At 43.8% G+C, this 14,823-nt stretch carries 20 protein-coding genes and 1 pseudogene; 12 read left to right on the top strand and 9 right to left on the bottom strand.

Annotated elements, in window-relative coordinates; all coding sequences use genetic code 11:
• Positions 1 to 68 precede the first annotated feature (68 nt).
• From hmoB to sndC, 4 genes and pseudogenes are all read left to right on the top strand, one after another.
• On the top strand, positions 69 to 569 hold the full coding sequence (gene hmoB, locus AC0OMU_RS02120) for a heme-degrading oxygenase HmoB (RefSeq protein ID WP_015483033.1): 501 nt from the start codon (positions 69 to 71) through the stop codon (positions 567 to 569).
• Between the two features lie 44 nt (positions 570 to 613).
• A pseudogene (locus tag AC0OMU_RS02115) lies at positions 614 to 931 on the top strand (hypothetical protein).
• Positions 932 to 996: 65 nt separating this feature from the next.
• Positions 997 to 2,388, top strand: a complete 1,392-nt coding sequence (locus AC0OMU_RS02110) for a hypothetical protein (RefSeq protein WP_080467286.1) — start codon at positions 997 to 999, stop codon at positions 2,386 to 2,388.
• 72 nt (positions 2,389 to 2,460) lie between these two features.
• The gene (gene sndC / locus AC0OMU_RS02105) at positions 2,461 to 3,651 is read left to right on the top strand and encodes an N-acetyl amino acid acetylase SndC (RefSeq protein WP_474240872.1); all 1,191 of its coding nucleotides are present in this window, start codon (positions 2,461 to 2,463) and stop codon (positions 3,649 to 3,651) included.
• A gap of 17 nt (positions 3,652 to 3,668) precedes the next feature.
• On the opposite strand, the gene AC0OMU_RS02100 is transcribed toward sndC, so the two are convergent.
• Genes AC0OMU_RS02100 through ecsA form a run of 3 tightly spaced genes read right to left on the bottom strand, consistent with a single transcriptional unit; the run spans position 3,669 to position 6,361 of the window.
• Complete coding sequence (locus AC0OMU_RS02100) at positions 3,669 to 4,379, bottom strand: EcsC family protein (protein ID WP_047182363.1); 711 nt, start codon at positions 4,377 to 4,379, stop codon at positions 3,669 to 3,671.
• A gap of 19 nt (positions 4,380 to 4,398) precedes the next feature.
• Positions 4,399 to 5,625 (bottom strand): ABC transporter permease EcsB, encoded by a 1,227-nt coding sequence (ecsB, locus tag AC0OMU_RS02095; protein ID WP_181218714.1) that lies wholly within the window; start codon positions 5,623 to 5,625, stop codon positions 4,399 to 4,401.
• On the bottom strand, positions 5,618 to 6,361 hold the full coding sequence (ecsA, locus tag AC0OMU_RS02090) for an ABC transporter ATP-binding protein EcsA (protein ID WP_003233230.1): 744 nt from the start codon (positions 6,359 to 6,361) through the stop codon (positions 5,618 to 5,620). Before ecsA ends, ecsB begins: the two co-directional genes overlap by 8 nt.
• A 487-nt stretch (positions 6,362 to 6,848) precedes the next feature.
• On the opposite strand from ecsA, the gene AC0OMU_RS02085 reads away from it, so the two are divergent.
• From AC0OMU_RS02085 to trpP, 3 genes are all read left to right on the top strand, one after another.
• Positions 6,849 to 7,286 carry an HIT family protein gene (locus AC0OMU_RS02085; RefSeq protein ID WP_003233231.1) on the top strand — a complete coding sequence of 146 codons (438 nt, stop codon included), beginning with the start codon at positions 6,849 to 6,851 and terminating at the stop codon, positions 7,284 to 7,286.
• Between the two features lie 146 nt (positions 7,287 to 7,432).
• Complete coding sequence (gene serC, locus AC0OMU_RS02080) at positions 7,433 to 8,512, top strand: 3-phosphoserine/phosphohydroxythreonine transaminase (RefSeq protein ID WP_047182362.1); 1,080 nt, start codon at positions 7,433 to 7,435, stop codon at positions 8,510 to 8,512.
• A 124-nt stretch (positions 8,513 to 8,636) separates the two neighbouring features.
• A complete protein-coding gene (gene trpP, locus AC0OMU_RS02075) occupies positions 8,637 to 9,155 on the top strand; it encodes a tryptophan transporter TrpP (RefSeq protein ID WP_003233236.1) in 519 nt (172 codons plus the stop codon).
• Positions 9,156 to 9,228: 73 nt separating this feature from the next.
• Here trpP and yhzF read toward each other — a convergent pair whose 3' ends face one another.
• Positions 9,229 to 9,420, bottom strand: coding sequence for a membrane protein YhzF (gene yhzF / locus AC0OMU_RS02070; RefSeq protein ID WP_014476318.1), 192 nt, complete (start codon positions 9,418 to 9,420; stop codon positions 9,229 to 9,231).
• 128 nt (positions 9,421 to 9,548) lie between these two features.
• On the opposite strand from yhzF, the gene AC0OMU_RS02065 reads away from it, so the two are divergent.
• Positions 9,549 to 9,905 (top strand): YtxH domain-containing protein, encoded by a 357-nt coding sequence (locus AC0OMU_RS02065; RefSeq protein ID WP_003245875.1) that lies wholly within the window; start codon positions 9,549 to 9,551, stop codon positions 9,903 to 9,905.
• Between the two features lie 177 nt (positions 9,906 to 10,082).
• Entirely contained in the window at positions 10,083 to 10,694 is a 612-nt protein-coding gene (locus tag AC0OMU_RS02060) for an HTH-type transcriptional regulator Hpr (RefSeq protein WP_003239501.1), read from the top strand.
• On the opposite strand, the gene AC0OMU_RS02055 is transcribed toward AC0OMU_RS02060, so the two are convergent.
• On the bottom strand, positions 10,691 to 11,032 hold the full coding sequence (locus tag AC0OMU_RS02055; RefSeq protein ID WP_009966921.1) for a YhaI family protein: 342 nt from the start codon (positions 11,030 to 11,032) through the stop codon (positions 10,691 to 10,693). The genes AC0OMU_RS02060 and AC0OMU_RS02055 overlap by 4 nt on opposite strands.
• Positions 11,033 to 11,239: 207 nt before the next feature.
• Here AC0OMU_RS02055 and AC0OMU_RS02050 point away from each other — a divergent pair, with 207 nt between their 5' ends.
• The gene (locus tag AC0OMU_RS02050) at positions 11,240 to 11,758 is read left to right on the top strand and encodes a DUF3267 domain-containing protein (protein WP_015483028.1); all 519 of its coding nucleotides are present in this window, start codon (positions 11,240 to 11,242) and stop codon (positions 11,756 to 11,758) included.
• Positions 11,759 to 11,865: 107 nt separating this feature from the next.
• Positions 11,866 to 12,048 carry a hypothetical protein gene (locus tag AC0OMU_RS02045; protein WP_024571667.1) on the top strand — a complete coding sequence of 61 codons (183 nt, stop codon included), beginning with the start codon at positions 11,866 to 11,868 and terminating at the stop codon, positions 12,046 to 12,048.
• A 52-nt stretch (positions 12,049 to 12,100) separates the two neighbouring features.
• On the opposite strand, the gene yhzE2 is transcribed toward AC0OMU_RS02045, so the two are convergent.
• Positions 12,101 to 12,187 carry a sporulation protein YhzE2 gene (yhzE2, locus tag AC0OMU_RS02040; RefSeq protein WP_003155248.1) on the bottom strand — a complete coding sequence of 29 codons (87 nt, stop codon included), beginning with the start codon at positions 12,185 to 12,187 and terminating at the stop codon, positions 12,101 to 12,103.
• A 124-nt stretch (positions 12,188 to 12,311) separates the two neighbouring features.
• The gene (gene yhzE1, locus AC0OMU_RS02035; RefSeq protein ID WP_003327753.1) at positions 12,312 to 12,398 is read right to left on the bottom strand and encodes a sporulation protein YhzE1; all 87 of its coding nucleotides are present in this window, start codon (positions 12,396 to 12,398) and stop codon (positions 12,312 to 12,314) included.
• 159 nt (positions 12,399 to 12,557) lie between these two features.
• Here yhzE1 and prsA point away from each other — a divergent pair, with 159 nt between their 5' ends.
• Entirely contained in the window at positions 12,558 to 13,436 is an 879-nt protein-coding gene (prsA, locus tag AC0OMU_RS02030; RefSeq protein ID WP_015383240.1) for a peptidylprolyl isomerase PrsA, read from the top strand.
• A gap of 40 nt (positions 13,437 to 13,476) precedes the next feature.
• On the opposite strand, the gene yhaL is transcribed toward prsA, so the two are convergent.
• Entirely contained in the window at positions 13,477 to 13,689 is a 213-nt protein-coding gene (yhaL, locus tag AC0OMU_RS02025; RefSeq protein ID WP_003233252.1) for a sporulation protein YhaL, read from the bottom strand.
• A 124-nt stretch (positions 13,690 to 13,813) separates the two neighbouring features.
• Entirely contained in the window at positions 13,814 to 14,758 is a 945-nt protein-coding gene (gene yhaM, locus AC0OMU_RS02020; protein WP_003245698.1) for a 3'-5' exoribonuclease YhaM, read from the bottom strand.
• Positions 14,759 to 14,823: the final 65 nt, after the last annotated feature.

The following is a 14,823-nucleotide window of genomic DNA, read 5'->3' as shown; positions in this document are numbered from 1 at the left end:
TTCGAAGCACTCGCCAATAGAAACTTATACCATTGTTTTGATATACTAGCAAGCAGGAGGTGGCTGATATGAAGGTTTATATTACATATGGGACAGCCGATTTTTTAAAAACGATCGTAGAGAAGCATCCCTCAGAAAATATCCTTTTGATGCAGGGGCAGGAAAACGCCATTTTGATTCATGAAACAAACGGAGATACCGTTTTCCAGGCACCACACGCTTATGAAGTCATTGACCAAGTCGGAGAGATTATGCATCCCGGTTTTGCAGTATTGAACAATATTGCCGTCACTCAGGAAGGGCGTCCGCTGTTTGAAAACAGATTTAAAAACAGAGCGGGAAAAGTCGAAAACGAGCCTGGCTTTGAAGCCATTCGAGTGCTCCGTCCGCTTGACAGTGACACCTATGTCATTCTGACCTTGTGGGAAACGGAAAGCGCCTTTCAAGACTGGCAGCAGTCCGGTTCTTACAAAGAAGCCCACAAAAAACGCGATACATCTGCCGGAATTGACACAACGTCCATCTTCTCCCGGCCTTCCTATGTCACCACATATTTCGCTGTCGAATAGCTGCCGGCATGTCCGGCAGCTTATTTTATTGGGAGGAAAGCAAAATGAAGCATACTTGCCCAGTCTGCGGGTTTAAGGGATTGGCTGAACCGCCATATGATCATGAAGGCAATCATTCTCATGAAATCTGCCCGTGCTGCGTTTTTCAGTTCGGATTTGATGAGTACGAGATGCAGCACAAGGATGGTTCATATGTAGAGCCATCGGAAAGCACCATCGCCTATAGAAAAAACTGGCTTGCTGAAGGGTGCGTCATTTTTTCTCCTGAATGCTTCCCAAAACATCTGCAAAAAGCGAATAGAGTATTAATGCATCATCTGATTGAGCAGCTGAAACAAATCAATGTTCATCTTCCATCATAACCCTCCCCTCTGTCCCGGCACCTTCCGCCCGCCTATGAATAATCTGTAAGCGGAAGGAGTGATCGATGATGGAAGTCGGGATTTTGTCTGTCCATGTTCTGTATGTGTTTTTTATCGGTGCAATTATCCTATTTATGCTGCTGAGAAAAGACACGACATTTATTTCTCTATTCGGCATTTTTATCATATCGCTATGGGCCAGCCATTCACTTTCAGCTTCTGTCAGCAGTTTATTCCACAGCTTTATCTATGCGGCCGGCGAACTGCTGCCCACGATTTTCATCATTTGCTTTATCGTTTCGATGAGTGATTTGTTAACAAAAACAGGGATAAATGAAGCGATGATTTCTCCCTTTGCAAGCCTTGTGAGAGGGCCTGTGACTGCCTATTGGCTGATTGGAGGCCTGATGTTCGCCATTTCTCTCTTCTTCTGGCCTTCTCCGGGTGTCGCTTTAATCGGCGCCGTCCTGCTCCCCGCAGCCGCACGTGCCGGTTTGACGCCTCTTGCCGCGGCCATGGCCATGAACTTATTCGGACACGGTTTTGCCCTGTCAGGAGACTTTGTCATTCAGGCGGCGCCAAAGCTGACTGCGGATGCAGCAGGCATTCCAGTCGGTGATGTCGTCTCGGCCAGCATTCCGCTTGTGCTGATTATGGGTGTGACCACAACAACCGCTGCCTTTATCATGATTCAGCGCGAACGCAAAAAACAGGAGCATCCCGCTTCTTTTTCCCCCGTTCTTTCCGGCGAACAAGACAACTCGCTGTACTTGCCAAAACGCCTGCGGTCCATACTGGCTTTTTTGATTCCGCTTGCCTTTCTTGCAGATATCGCCTGCATGCTCTTGTTTAACCTACAAGGAAATGATGCCACCGCGTTAATTGGCGGGTCTGCAATCTGTATCCTCCTTACCGTTCATTTTTTCGTGTATAAGCATAAAGGGCTTGAAAAAATCACCGGCTATTTTATTGACGGATTTAAGTTCGGTTTTAAGGTTTTCGGCCCCGTCATCCCGATTGCCGCTTTCTTTTATCTTGGCGACTCAGGCTATGAGAGCATACTGGGCACTTCACTCCCTAAAGGTTCCCACGGCATTGTCAACGATCTTGGCATTGCTTTATCCCATATGATGCCTATGTCAAAGGAGCTTGCCGCCGCTGCATTAACTGCCGCTGGAGCCATAACAGGCCTTGACGGCTCAGGATTTTCTGGCATTTCTCTCGCTGGCTCCATTGCAAAGCTCTTTTCGTCCGCTCTCCATGCCGATCCCGCCGCTCTGACCGCACTCGGACAAATCTCTGCCATCTGGGTGGGCGGAGGAACACTGGTCCCATGGGCGCTGATTCCCGCCGCGGCCATTTGCAAAGTTGATCCTTTTGAGCTTGCCAGAAAAAACTTCATTCCAGTCGCGATTGGCCTTTTGGTGACAACCCTCGCAGCTGTGATGATGCTTTAAAACAACAAGAGTTGAAATATTCAGACTTTTTCTATACAATCATGGAAAAGCATAGAAAAGGGGGAAGCGGCTTTGTCCATATCCACACTGCAGAAAGAGATAAACAAACAGCTCGACAGCTGTTTTGAAGAAATGGTTGAGATCAGGCGCCATTTTCATATGTATCCTGAGCTCTCATTTCAAGAAGAAAAAACCGCCGCATTTATTGCTTCCTATTATGAATCGTTAGGAGTCCCAATCCGCACGAACGTCGGCGGCAGAGGGGTTTTAGCATATATAGAAGGAAGCGAACCCGGCCCTACAGTCGCTTTGAGGGCCGACTTTGACGCTCTCCCCATTCAAGATGAAAAAGATGTCCCTTACGCCTCCAAAGTGCCAGGTGTCATGCATGCATGCGGCCACGACGGCCACACCGCAGCTCTTCTCGCAGTGGCCAAGGTCCTTCACCAAAACAGACATGAACTGAAGGGAACATTTGTGATGATCCACCAGCATGCAGAAGAATATTATCCGGGAGGCGCAAAGCCAATGATTGATGACGGCTGTCTCGAAAATGCGGATGTGATATTCGGCACTCATCTTTGGGCAACTGAGCCGCTCGGAACCATCCTTTGCCGCCCCGGTGCCGTAATGGCGGCGGCAGACCGATTTACGATTAAAGTCTTCGGAAAGGGCGGCCACGGCGCTCATCCGCATGATACTAAAGACGCCGTCCTGATCGGTTCGCAAATCGTTTCCTCTTTGCAGCACATTGTCAGCCGCAAAGTCAATCCGATTCAATCCGCCGTCATTTCGACAGGCTCCTTCATCGCCGACAATCCGTTTAATGTCATCGCAGACCAAGCAGTACTCATCGGCACAGCGCGTTCTTTTGATGAAAATGTCCGGGACATTCTGGAGAAAGAAATTGAAGCGGTTGTAAAAGGAATATGCAGCATGCACGGCGCGTCCTATGAGTACACCTATGAACAGGGTTATCCGGCGGTTGTGAACCATACTGCCGAAACGAACCACTTGGTGAGCACCGCAAAGAATACCGAGGGCGTTCAGCAGGTCATTGACGGTGAACCGCAAATGGGCGGCGAGGATTTTGCTTATTACTTACAAAACGTGAGAGGCACTTTTTTCTTTACAGGTGCCGCTCCCGAACAGCCAGATCGAGTTTATTCCCACCACCATCCGAAATTTGATATCAACGAAAAAGCCATGCTGACAGCGGCAAAGGTCCTTGCCGGCGCTGCGATCACCTATCATCAGCTATAAAAAAACAGCCGGAGTGTTTATTCTCCGGCTGTTTCCTTTAATATCCTCAGATGAAAAACATGTCTTGCCGTTTCTCCAAGCTGAGCAAGCAGCTTATAATTGGCAATTCCGCCGACTGCCGCTCCTACGCCCGGCAAAAGCTGAAAAAGCTTCACGACGTCGATATAATCGCGATATTCCTGCTGGAACACTCTCCAGTCGATGCTCTTTTTCTCCGTCTCCCAATTTTCGATGACAGAAAAAAGCGATTTACGGCCATCGTCACTCGAAAATGCAAGCTGAAATACGAGCAGCAAAAACATCCTTTCTTGTGCATCCTTGACATCAAAGCCGTAAATGGAAGACAAGGTAAATAAACACTTCATCTTAATTGAAAGCAGCAGCGGAAAATCAGCAATGCCTAAAAAAATGCCGCCCGCTCCGGTGCCGACTCCCTCAGCAGCTGCCACTTTCTGATAAGAAACAATCGTTTTTTTCGCCAATTCGTTTTTTTCACTGAGCGACAGTGCGCTTGTATCCTTTTTATAAGTGATGATATTGGAGCCGGCCATTGTCGCTTCTACCATTTTTTTCACACTCTCGGTGACGACCGTATGGATTTTTTCAGGAATCCGTTCATTCACCTTCGTCTGCACACGCTTCGAAAAGCGTTCAAACATGGAACCCTTTCGCAAAAAATGCATTTTCCATTGCAAAGCTTCCTGCATCAGCAGCTGATTATCTGTCATTTGATTACCTCTTTTCAGTTCACAGCTTTCCGTGCTTTTTCAGCCTGGTTGTCATATAAGCAGGCAAAACAACAAAAATCAGAACGGCAGAACCGATCAGCGCGTACAGAAAACCGGTCAAGCCGGCTGCATAGGCAGATGCAACAGACATCAGCAGCGCTTGAATACTAAGTGCAGTTTTTAATAGAGAGAAATAGCTTTTCAGCTTTGTTTCTTTTTTCACAGGGTACAGCTCTTGAAGCGCCAGATGGTCAAAGTGGCCGAAGAGCGGCAGAAGCTGAATGCCCGTAATGAAAATGGCAAACACAGTCAAAACCGCTGCAATCAGTGGGCTAGCTGAGACATACATAATGATCAGCGCGAAAACGATCGTTAATCTGACAAGAATGCCCAAATAATCACTCGAACGCAAAAAGGCGCGGGTGAACATATAGGCAAATGTTTTGCGCTGTTCAAACGGCACAAGCCGCAGCAAAAAGTCGAGATAAGCTCTGCGTTTGGCTTGCTTTCGCAAATGCGGCACATCAGTAAACAGGTTGGCAATCCGATAGAAACGCTGCTTTCGTCTCAATTCGGACTCAATATGGCTTTCCCATTTAAAAGTTTTCCGTTTTGCTGAGGAAGACATATACAGATAAAGAACAGCCATAATGACATAGACGAGAAGCGCATACATATAAACAGATTGGAAAACAAAATAAAGAACGAGTGTATTCGCCGCAAAGCGAATGATGACGTCCATCCGTTTCATGCTGCGGTCGTTTTGGAAAGTCGTGCGCCATTCCATTACCTGATTCCACGCTTTCAGCAGCAACAGTTGGACAAAGACCGCGGCATACGATACGAGCGAAGCCCCCGGTGTGACTGCGAAATAAAGCGGCATCGCAACGATGCTCAGCGCAATAAGCGGAAACAGCTGAGACACATAGCTGTAGACAAACGCCTGCTTCAAGTAAGGCTCCATTTTTGCTTCAAGTGGCAATAAGAAAACAAGGTCAGCCTCCTTCAAAAGCGTTCGCACATAAGAGCTTGTCAACACGAGCGAAAACAGCACGGCCATCACCCAAAAGGACGGAAAGTGAGCGGGAATGTCCCGTATCCATTTGCTGTACCAGCTTGCAGCGCCTGCTAGAAAAAAAATCAAAACAATGACGAGGTGATCGTTGAGCATATATTTCATGTATGTTCTTGTTTCTTTGATATGCTCCTGCAGCCGCGACTGCCAAATATCAAGCATATTATTCATGGCCAGCGTCTTCCTTTGTAAGCTCAAGATACAAATCGTCCAGCGCCGCGTCCTTCATTCCAAACTGCTCTCTGAGCTCTGACAGCGTGCCGCGCGCCCGCACCTCGCCGTTATGTAAAATAATAAACGAATCGCAATAGCGTTCTGCCGTTGCCAAAATGTGTGTTGACATCAGTACGCTCGCCCCGCCTTTTTTCGCTTCATTCATCCGTTCAAGCAGCGCGTTAATGGCAAGCGGATCAAGCCCTAGAAAAGGCTCATCAATAATGTAGAGCGCAGGCTCTGCCAAAAAGGCGCACATAATCATAACCTTCTGCTTCATTCCTTTAGAAAAATGGGCCGGGAACCACTTCAGCCTCTTTTCCATTCGGAATTCCTTTAGTAGCGGAGGCAGCCTTTTCTCCATCGTTTCTTTTGACAGTCCATATGCCATGGCTGTTAGTTCAAGATGCTCCATCAGCGTCAATTCTTCGTATAAAACAGGTGTTTCAGGTATATAGGTAAATTGTGAACGGTAGCCTTCCGGATCCTCAGCAAACGTTTTACCGTTTAATTCGATTGAACCTTTATGCGGGTCCATCAGCCCGATGATGTGTCTGATTGTTGTACTTTTACCAGCACCATTCAGCCCGATTAATCCGACAATTTGATTCGGTTCAAGGGTGAATGATACGTTTTTTAAAACCGGATTCCTTGTATATCCGCCGGTCAAGTCTTTTACCGATAGCAGAGACATAGTTTCTCCCCTTATAGTGTTTTTCTTCATAGTACCAAAAACAAGGCCTGATTTGAAACAATTCCCTTTTAACAAATGATGAATTTGCTGTCATAAAGAGACAGGGTTCTGGACATCTTAATAGTTGTAGAGGAAAAGCATATCAACTGAAAAATGAGGTGTTTGTCAAAGACGTCTTAGAAACAGTTGGATAGAAAATAAACATGTCCAATGCTCAAACCATTTCTCTTCACTGAATTGATGAATTCTTCATGTATGAAGCAAATTGTCAAATGAGGTGTTTATCGCAGGAATCGTTAGGCATTAAACAAGTCTTCATTTTATTGACAAATGAGGTGCTTACCAAAGGCATAACACATTTTCTTCATATAAGCTCTTCCTCTGCATTCAGGGTGAACGCTCGCCGTTCATCCTGTTTTCTATTTTCTGCATTTCTGTGGTACGATGAGTGTATACATACTAAACAATTTCATAAGGAGGAACCCTCATGCATTGTGCAGAGAATTGTATCTTTTGTAAAATTATCGCCGGCGACATTCCATCCGCAAAGGTGTATGAAGATGAACATGTACTTGCCTTTCTTGATATCAGCCAAGTGACAAAAGGCCATACGCTTGTCATTCCGAAAACACATATTGAGAATGTATATGAATTTACAGATGAATTAGCAAAACAATATTTCCATGCTGTTCCGAAAATCGCCCGCGCTATCCGGGATGAATTTGAACCGATCGGCTTAAATACGCTGAACAATAACGGCGAAAAAGCTGGACAATCTGTGTTCCACTACCATATGCATATTATCCCTCGCTACGGAAAAGGAGATGGTTTCGGAGCGGTTTGGAAAACGCATGCTGATGATTATAAACCGGAGGATCTGCAGAACATCTCTTCCTCTATCGCAAAACGCCTGGCCTCATCATAAGATGAGGTTATTTTATTTTGTGAACATTTCGCAAACATCCGTCAATTTCTTTTGATAATTCTAATTTTTTATCAAAAAACTGAATTTTTGTGATAGGATAATTGTATTATTTTATACATTAACGTGGAAAACAGGGAGAGATCATAATGGAACGTACAACGAATTTTAACGCAGGTCCTGCAGCGCTGCCACTGGAAGTTCTGCAAAAAGCACAGAAAGAATTTATTGATTTTAACGAATCCGGCATGTCTGTTATGGAGCTTTCCCACCGCAGCAAAGAGTATGAAGCGGTGCACCAAAAAGCGAAAAGCCTCTTAATTGAACTGATGGGCATTCCGGAAGATTACGATATCTTGTTTCTTCAAGGCGGGGCAAGCCTTCAATTCTCAATGCTTCCGATGAACTTTTTAACACCTGAAAAAACCGCACATTTTGTCATGACAGGCGCTTGGTCTGAAAAAGCACTGGCAGAAACGAAACTGTTCGGGAACACGTCTATCATCGCTACTAGTGAAACAGACAATTACAGCTATATTCCAGAGGTTGACCTTACGAATGTAAAAGACGGCGCATATTTACATATCACATCCAACAATACAATTTTCGGCACTCAGTGGCAGGAGTTTCCGAATTCTCCAATTCCGCTCGTAGCCGACATGTCCAGCGATATTTTAAGCAGAAAAATCGATGTGTCCAAATTTGATGTGATCTACGGAGGCGCCCAAAAGAACCTCGGCCCTTCCGGCGTGACTGTAGTCATCATGAAAAAAAACTGGCTGAAAAATGAAAATGCGAACGTCCCAAAAATCCTGAAATATTCCACGCATGTCAAAGCGGATTCACTCTACAACACTCCGCCGACATTTGCTATTTATATGCTGAGCCTTGTTCTGGAATGGCTCAAGGAAAACGGCGGTGTGGAAGCTGTTGAACAGCGCAATGAACAAAAAGCGCAGGTTCTCTACAGCTGTATTGATGAAAGCAACGGCTTCTATAAAGGACATGCCAGAAAAGACAGCCGCTCACACATGAATGTCACCTTCACGCTTCGGGATGACGAATTAACGAAAACATTCGTTCAGAAAGCAAAAGATGCGAAGATGATCGGCCTTGGCGGACACCGTTCGGTGGGAGGCTGCCGCGCTTCTATTTATAACGCGGTCTCTCTCGAAGACTGTGAAAAATTAGCTGCGTTCATGAAGAAATTCCAGCAGGAAAATGAGTAAAAAGTCTGGCTATGTAAACCGTCCGTTTGGTATACTGTTTACATAACACATTCTGTAAAGCCTTCGCAATAAATGATGAGCATATTATTGGAGGGCAAAAAGCTTAGCAGAGGAGAGCATAGTTATGAAAACAAAAGAGTTAGTCATTATGGCTCTGTTTGCCGCAATCGGCGCAGCGCTTCATTCTATTATTCCGCCCTTTTTAGGCGGCATGAAACCAGATATGATGCTGATCATGATGTTCATGGGCATTCTGCTGTTCCCGCGAGTGCAAAATGTACTCGTCATCGGGATCGTGACCGGAATCATTTCCGCGCTTACAACCGCGTTTCCAGCTGGACAGATCCCTAACATCATTGATAAACCCGTATCAGCGTTTCTGTTCTTCTCCCTGTTTCTCTTGTTCAGAAAGAGCCGAAAAACAGGTGCAGCCGCTGTGCTGACAGTGATCGGGACCATCTTATCAGGAATTGTGTTTCTATCGTCAGCTTTATTGATCGTCGGTTTGCCGGGCGGTTTCGCCGCATTGTTCGCGGCTGTTGTTCTGCCGGCCGCTGTGCTGAATACAATCTCAATGATCATTATTTATCCGATTGTGCAAACCATTTTAAGACGTTCAAGCTTTATGGAAGCTGCTAAATAATTGTCACACAAAACCTCTTCCGCTTCCGGGAGAGGTTTTTTTGAACAGAGCGCTCGCAGCATGTCAGCATGTTTTAAGCGAGGAGTTTTGTGAAAAAGATAAGACATAGTGTAAAGGCGGTTCCGGTTGAACAAACAAGCGCTTTCTGCCGGATGACTTTCTTGGGCGGATAAGAAGCAGCCTGGCTGAGAAGTCTGATATAGTAAACAGCGCCTGAAGCGAAGGCAAGGGTGATGCAGGATAACACAATTAAAAAGACAGACAACCTTCTCCCTCCTTTTCACTTAAAAAATATGCTAAAATAAAGCAAGCTATGTATAGAAGTTCAGGCTTTCAACAAAAATGAAAAATGCTGAATGAATCCTATTTGAAGAAAAAGACGGGGTGATTGTAATGGCGAGCGGACGTTCTCTATTAACAGGACTATTCGTAGGCGGCATCATCGGAGGAGCAGCGGTTCTTCTTACTGCACCTTCCTCAGGAAAGCAGCTGCGTGAAAAAATGAAAACCAATTATGATTCTTTTGAAGAAACAATCAAACGCTTAAAGTCAGACGGGCTTGCATTAAAAGACCAGCTGATCAAAGCGGCAAAAGAAAGCACGGATGTTATTAAAGACGTGGGCGGCGAGCTCCAAACGTCAATTAAAAAATGGCAGGAAGAGATCAAGCCTCACCAGCAGGATTTGCAAAAAGAAATTGCCGATATCGAAGAGAAAATCAGACAGCTGGAGAAAACCTTACAAAACTAATATCCTATTCAAAAGAAAAAAATGCGGGCCAAAATTGGACCCGTATTTTTTTTGGCCGAAAAACCCTTCCGCCGCAATGGTTTGTGAATTTATTAAAAAATTCTTACATTTTCATCTTTATTAATCTTTATTTTATTGGCATAATAGAGAAAAAGAAAAAGAGAAGCAGGTGACGTAATGAATCGAGTGGAACCGCCCTATGATGTGAAAGAAGCTCTAGTCTTCACCCAGAAAATGGCTCAGCTTAGCAAGGCTCTTTGGAAATCGATCGAGAAGGATTGGCAGCAATGGCTCAAACCGTATGACCTGAATATTAATGAGCATCATATTTTATGGATTGCGTATCAATTGAATGGAGCTTCCATTTCTGAAATCGCGAAATTCGGGGTCATGCACGTATCAACCGCATTCAACTTTTCAAAAAAGCTGGAAGAACGGGGATATTTAAGGTTCTCCAAACGGCTGAATGATAAACGAAACACATACGTCCAGTTGACTGAGGAAGGCACCGAGGTATTCTGGAGCTTGCTTGAGGAATTTGATCCGACACGCAACGCTGTTTTTAAAGGGTCACAGCCTCTGTATCATTTATTCGGAAAATTTCCTGAAGTGGCAGAAATGATGTGTATGATACGCCATATCTACGGCGATGATTTTATGGAAATTTTCGAAACGTCACTCACCAATATTGACAATGACTTTGAAAGCGTAAACGGAAAACTGAAGAAAAAAGCAAAGGACAGTGCGGCGGATGAACCGGCTGAAGAGCTCGAACCTGTAAACAGTTAATCAAAATGCTTCATGATGTCGATAAAGACTTCCATCAGCTCTTGATAAAGCCCCTGCTCATACAGGGCAAAAATCGTTTCATGAACATCTAATTTTTCATTCAGCTGTCCGGCAAAAAGCGCAAGGAGCTTATCAAAGGTTACAAATCCTTGCGCTTTTTGTGTTGCCAGCTCTTCCGACAATTCATCGCATATCCTCATAACCGCTTCCCCTTCTTCCTTGCTCAGCCCTTTGTCAATGAGAAGCGCATAGAAGGGGTACCTGTCCATATCTACTGTTTTCACTAATAATTGTATGTAATATTCTAATCGCTCAATGCGATGATCCATCGAATCCATCCACATCACTTCTTTCTATCTTTAATCTTATTTTAGCTGATAATTCACTGAGAAGAAAGTTCTAACCCCATATTTCGCAGTTTGTTTGCTTGTTTCAAAAAAATACCTGTCGGATGATATTTTTTCTTAAAAAAGCATTGATTTTTTCTCTTGGGAGGAGTAAATTATTTTGAGATTCTATTCAAGATGTATGGAAGGATGACTTTGATGAATTGCTGGAAGACCATAAATCTCATGAAGGATTATGGCGCCGTTCGCATAATATTAACTGCTGTATGTTTTATGATTTTGGTTTTTATATCTACCTTTTTAGCTTTTGAGCTGCTGCGGCCTGGCACAAGCTTAAGCGATGAATATGTATCTTTATTCGGCGGTTTGCTCGTCGTTATTTTATTTGTACATAAAGTCATCCATGTCCTGCCAATCATCTGCAAAAAAAGAAAAATAGAAAAAAAGTTTTACATATTGCGCACGCGCACATGGAAACGTATACCAAAAACAACAATGCTCATTTCACTGGTCAGCCCGTTCTTGCTGATTACACCGGTATTGTTTTACGCAGCACTGGCATTTCCGAATCATGCTCATTATTTCTGCATGATCTCGGGCATTCACGCCGGCTACTGTCTGCCTGATTTTCTGCTGGCTCTCAAGCTGATAAAAGCACCGAAAACCGCTTTTATTGATCAGGAAGCAGACGGCTTGGATATTCTTGTTGAAAAGTAGTCAACCCCTGGTGCTGGTGGCGATTTTTCAATTTGCATTCTATCTTTTTTAATAAATATTTGGTAATGTAATATGGGACAGTTCAGAGAGAGGGGGAATCTCCCATCATTTTATTCTATTTTATCGTGGCTGCCGTGTTTATTTTATATTTCATAAACAGGCTCACCAATACATTATGCCTTGTCAGAGAGATTCCTGAAGAGCGGCAAGATAAGGTATTCCGATTTATTAATGTATCTATATTAATTTTACTGATCTCTTCGTTTGTGGAGATCTCCTTTACAGTGTAAATACGAAAGAAAGCATAGCTGCTGATTAAGCAGCTATGCTTTTTTATGTTGATTAGTACAGCCAAGAAGCGCCGATGATAATCAATAAAATAAATAACACAACCAATAAAGCGAATCCGCCTGCAAATACTTCACCCATCTTAAAAAGCACCTCCTGTAATAAGCTTTATTTACCAATTACATGTTATGCAATTCATGTTTGAAACGATTAGGCGCTAGTGAAAATAAAGGATCGCTTATGTTGCAAGCGATCCTCGGGCTGCTTAGTAGATGTAAGCTGCACCTACGATGATAAGCAAAATGAACAGTACTACGAGCAACGCGAATCCGTTAGAGTATCCTCCGCTCATGTTACATACCTCCTTTTCTTGATCAATATATAAGTATGTCGTCAGCAAAAGTTTGACTAGACGAATGCCCTTTATTTAAAATCTTTTTACAGAAAGCCACAATATGTTATGATACGCATAGGTAATTTAATTTGGAATGATTAGGAGTGTTTGAAACCAATGAAGAAAATCGCAATAGCAGCTATCACTGCTACAAGCATCCTCGCTCTCAGTGCTTGCAGCAGCGGCGACAAAGAAGTTATCGCAAAAACAGACGCAGGCGATGTCACAAAAGGCGAGCTTTACACAAACATGAAGAAAACAGCTGGCGCAAGCGTACTGACACAGCTAGTGCAAGAAAAAGTATTGGACAAGAAGTATAAAGTTTCGGATAAAGAAATTGACAACAAGCTGAAAGAATACAAAACGCAGCTTGGCGATCAATATACTGCCCTCGAAAAGCAATATGGCAAGGATTACCTGAAAGAACAAGTAAAATATGAATTGCTGACACAAAAAGCGGCTAAAGATAACATCAAAGTTACAGACGCCGATATCAAAGAATACTGGGAAGGCTTAAAAGGCAAAATCCGTGCAAGCCACATCCTTGTTGCTGATAAAAAGACAGCTGAAGAAGTAGAGAAAAAGCTGAAAAAAGGCGAGAAGTTTGAAGATCTTGCGAAAGAATACTCAACAGACAGCTCTGCTTCACAAGGCGGAGATCTAGGCTGGTTTGCAAAAGAAGGCCAAATGGACGAAACATTCAGCAAAGCTGCATTCAAATTAAAAACAGGTGAAGTCAGTGACCCTGTCAAAACGCAATACGGCTACCATATCATTAAAAAGACAGAAGAACGCGGCAAATACGATGATATGAAAAAAGAACTGAAATCTGAAGTGCTTGAACAAAAATTAAATGACAACGCAGCTGTTCAGGAAGCTGTTCAAAAAGTCATGAAGAAAGCTGACATCGAAGTAAAAGATAAAGATCTGAAAGACACATTTAATACATCTTCAACAAGCAACAGCACTTCTTCACCTTCAAGCAGTTCTAAATAATAAAAAAGCTGTGCAGGCTCAATGAGCCGCACAGCTTTTTTTATGCGATGGAATGGTTTTGATTTTCTTCTTCATGCTGCTGAGAACTGCGGCGTTCTCGCTCCTTTTCCATCCTCTCCATATAAATCTGCCCTTCTTTTTCAATAAAAGCCTGGTCTACTTTTTCTTCCTCTTTGGCTGCCGCCACAAGTTTATATGCGCTGAAAATGATGCCTACAATACAAAGATACACCCACCATGGAAAAAATAACACGGGCTCCTCCCCCTTTGCATAGATTCTTTATTCTTAACCATATGCGGGAATGAGACGAGTTATGTGCGGGAAAGACGCATCAAAAAGGACTGAGCTGAATATGTCAGCATCAGTCCTTTTTAAGTTATTTATGAAATGTCGGTTTATAAAAGGAACGGTTTTCCAGTGCAAATACGCGTTCAGTATACTCGCCCGGCTTCACGCGCTCAAGCGCTCTGTCCATCATATTCATTTTTGCATCCAGATTGTCTATATAGTGAAGAATTTCCGCTTCTTTCACCATCGGCGGTTTCGGGCTGCCCCATTCTGCTTTGCCGTGGTGACTCAAAATCAAATGCTGAAGAATTAACACCTCTTCAGAATCGATTTGAAGCTCCTCAGCCGCTTTTGAAAGCTCTGTCACCATGATGGAAATATGGCCGAGCAAATTGCCTTCAACCGTGTACGAAGTGGAAACAGGGCCGGACAGCTCCTTCACTTTTCCAAGATCATGCAGGATGACACCGGCGTAAAGCAGATCACGATCAAGAGACGGATATAAATCTGCTATTGCTTTCGCCAGGTTCAGCATAGAGACAACATGATACGCCAAACCTGAGACAAACTCATGGTGGTTTTTCGTAGCCGCCGGATAATCCATAAACTCAGCTTCGTGTTTTTTAACCAAGAACCTTGTGATTCGCTGGATATTCGGATTTTTCATTTCAAATATATATTGAGTGATGGTATCCATCATTTCATTTTTCGGAATCGGCGCGGTTTCTAAAAAATCATCAATATTGACGTTTTCTTGCTCGCTTACCGGTCTGATATTTCTTAGCTTCAGCTGGGTGCGTCCGCGGTAATGATGAACATCGCCGACGACCTTGACAATCGTCTGCGGCGCATAGGTCACTTCATCACTTTGCTTGGCATCCCACAGCTTCGCTTCAATATCGCCTGACTGGTCTTGCAGCATCAGCGTCAGAAACGGTTTTCCATTGCTTGCAATCCCTTTCGTCGAGGATTTAATCAATAGATACTGGTCCACCTGTTCGCCAACCTCATGTAGCATAATCCCTTTAGCCATTCTATTAAAGCTCCCTCCGTATCTTACATAATACCAGTATATCACATACCGATTTTCAGCTATAG

The organism is Bacillus sp. FAU18, from assembly GCF_056033885.1.
Note: the sequence above shows the minus strand (reverse complement) of the source record. Positions and strands in the feature narration are given on the sequence as shown.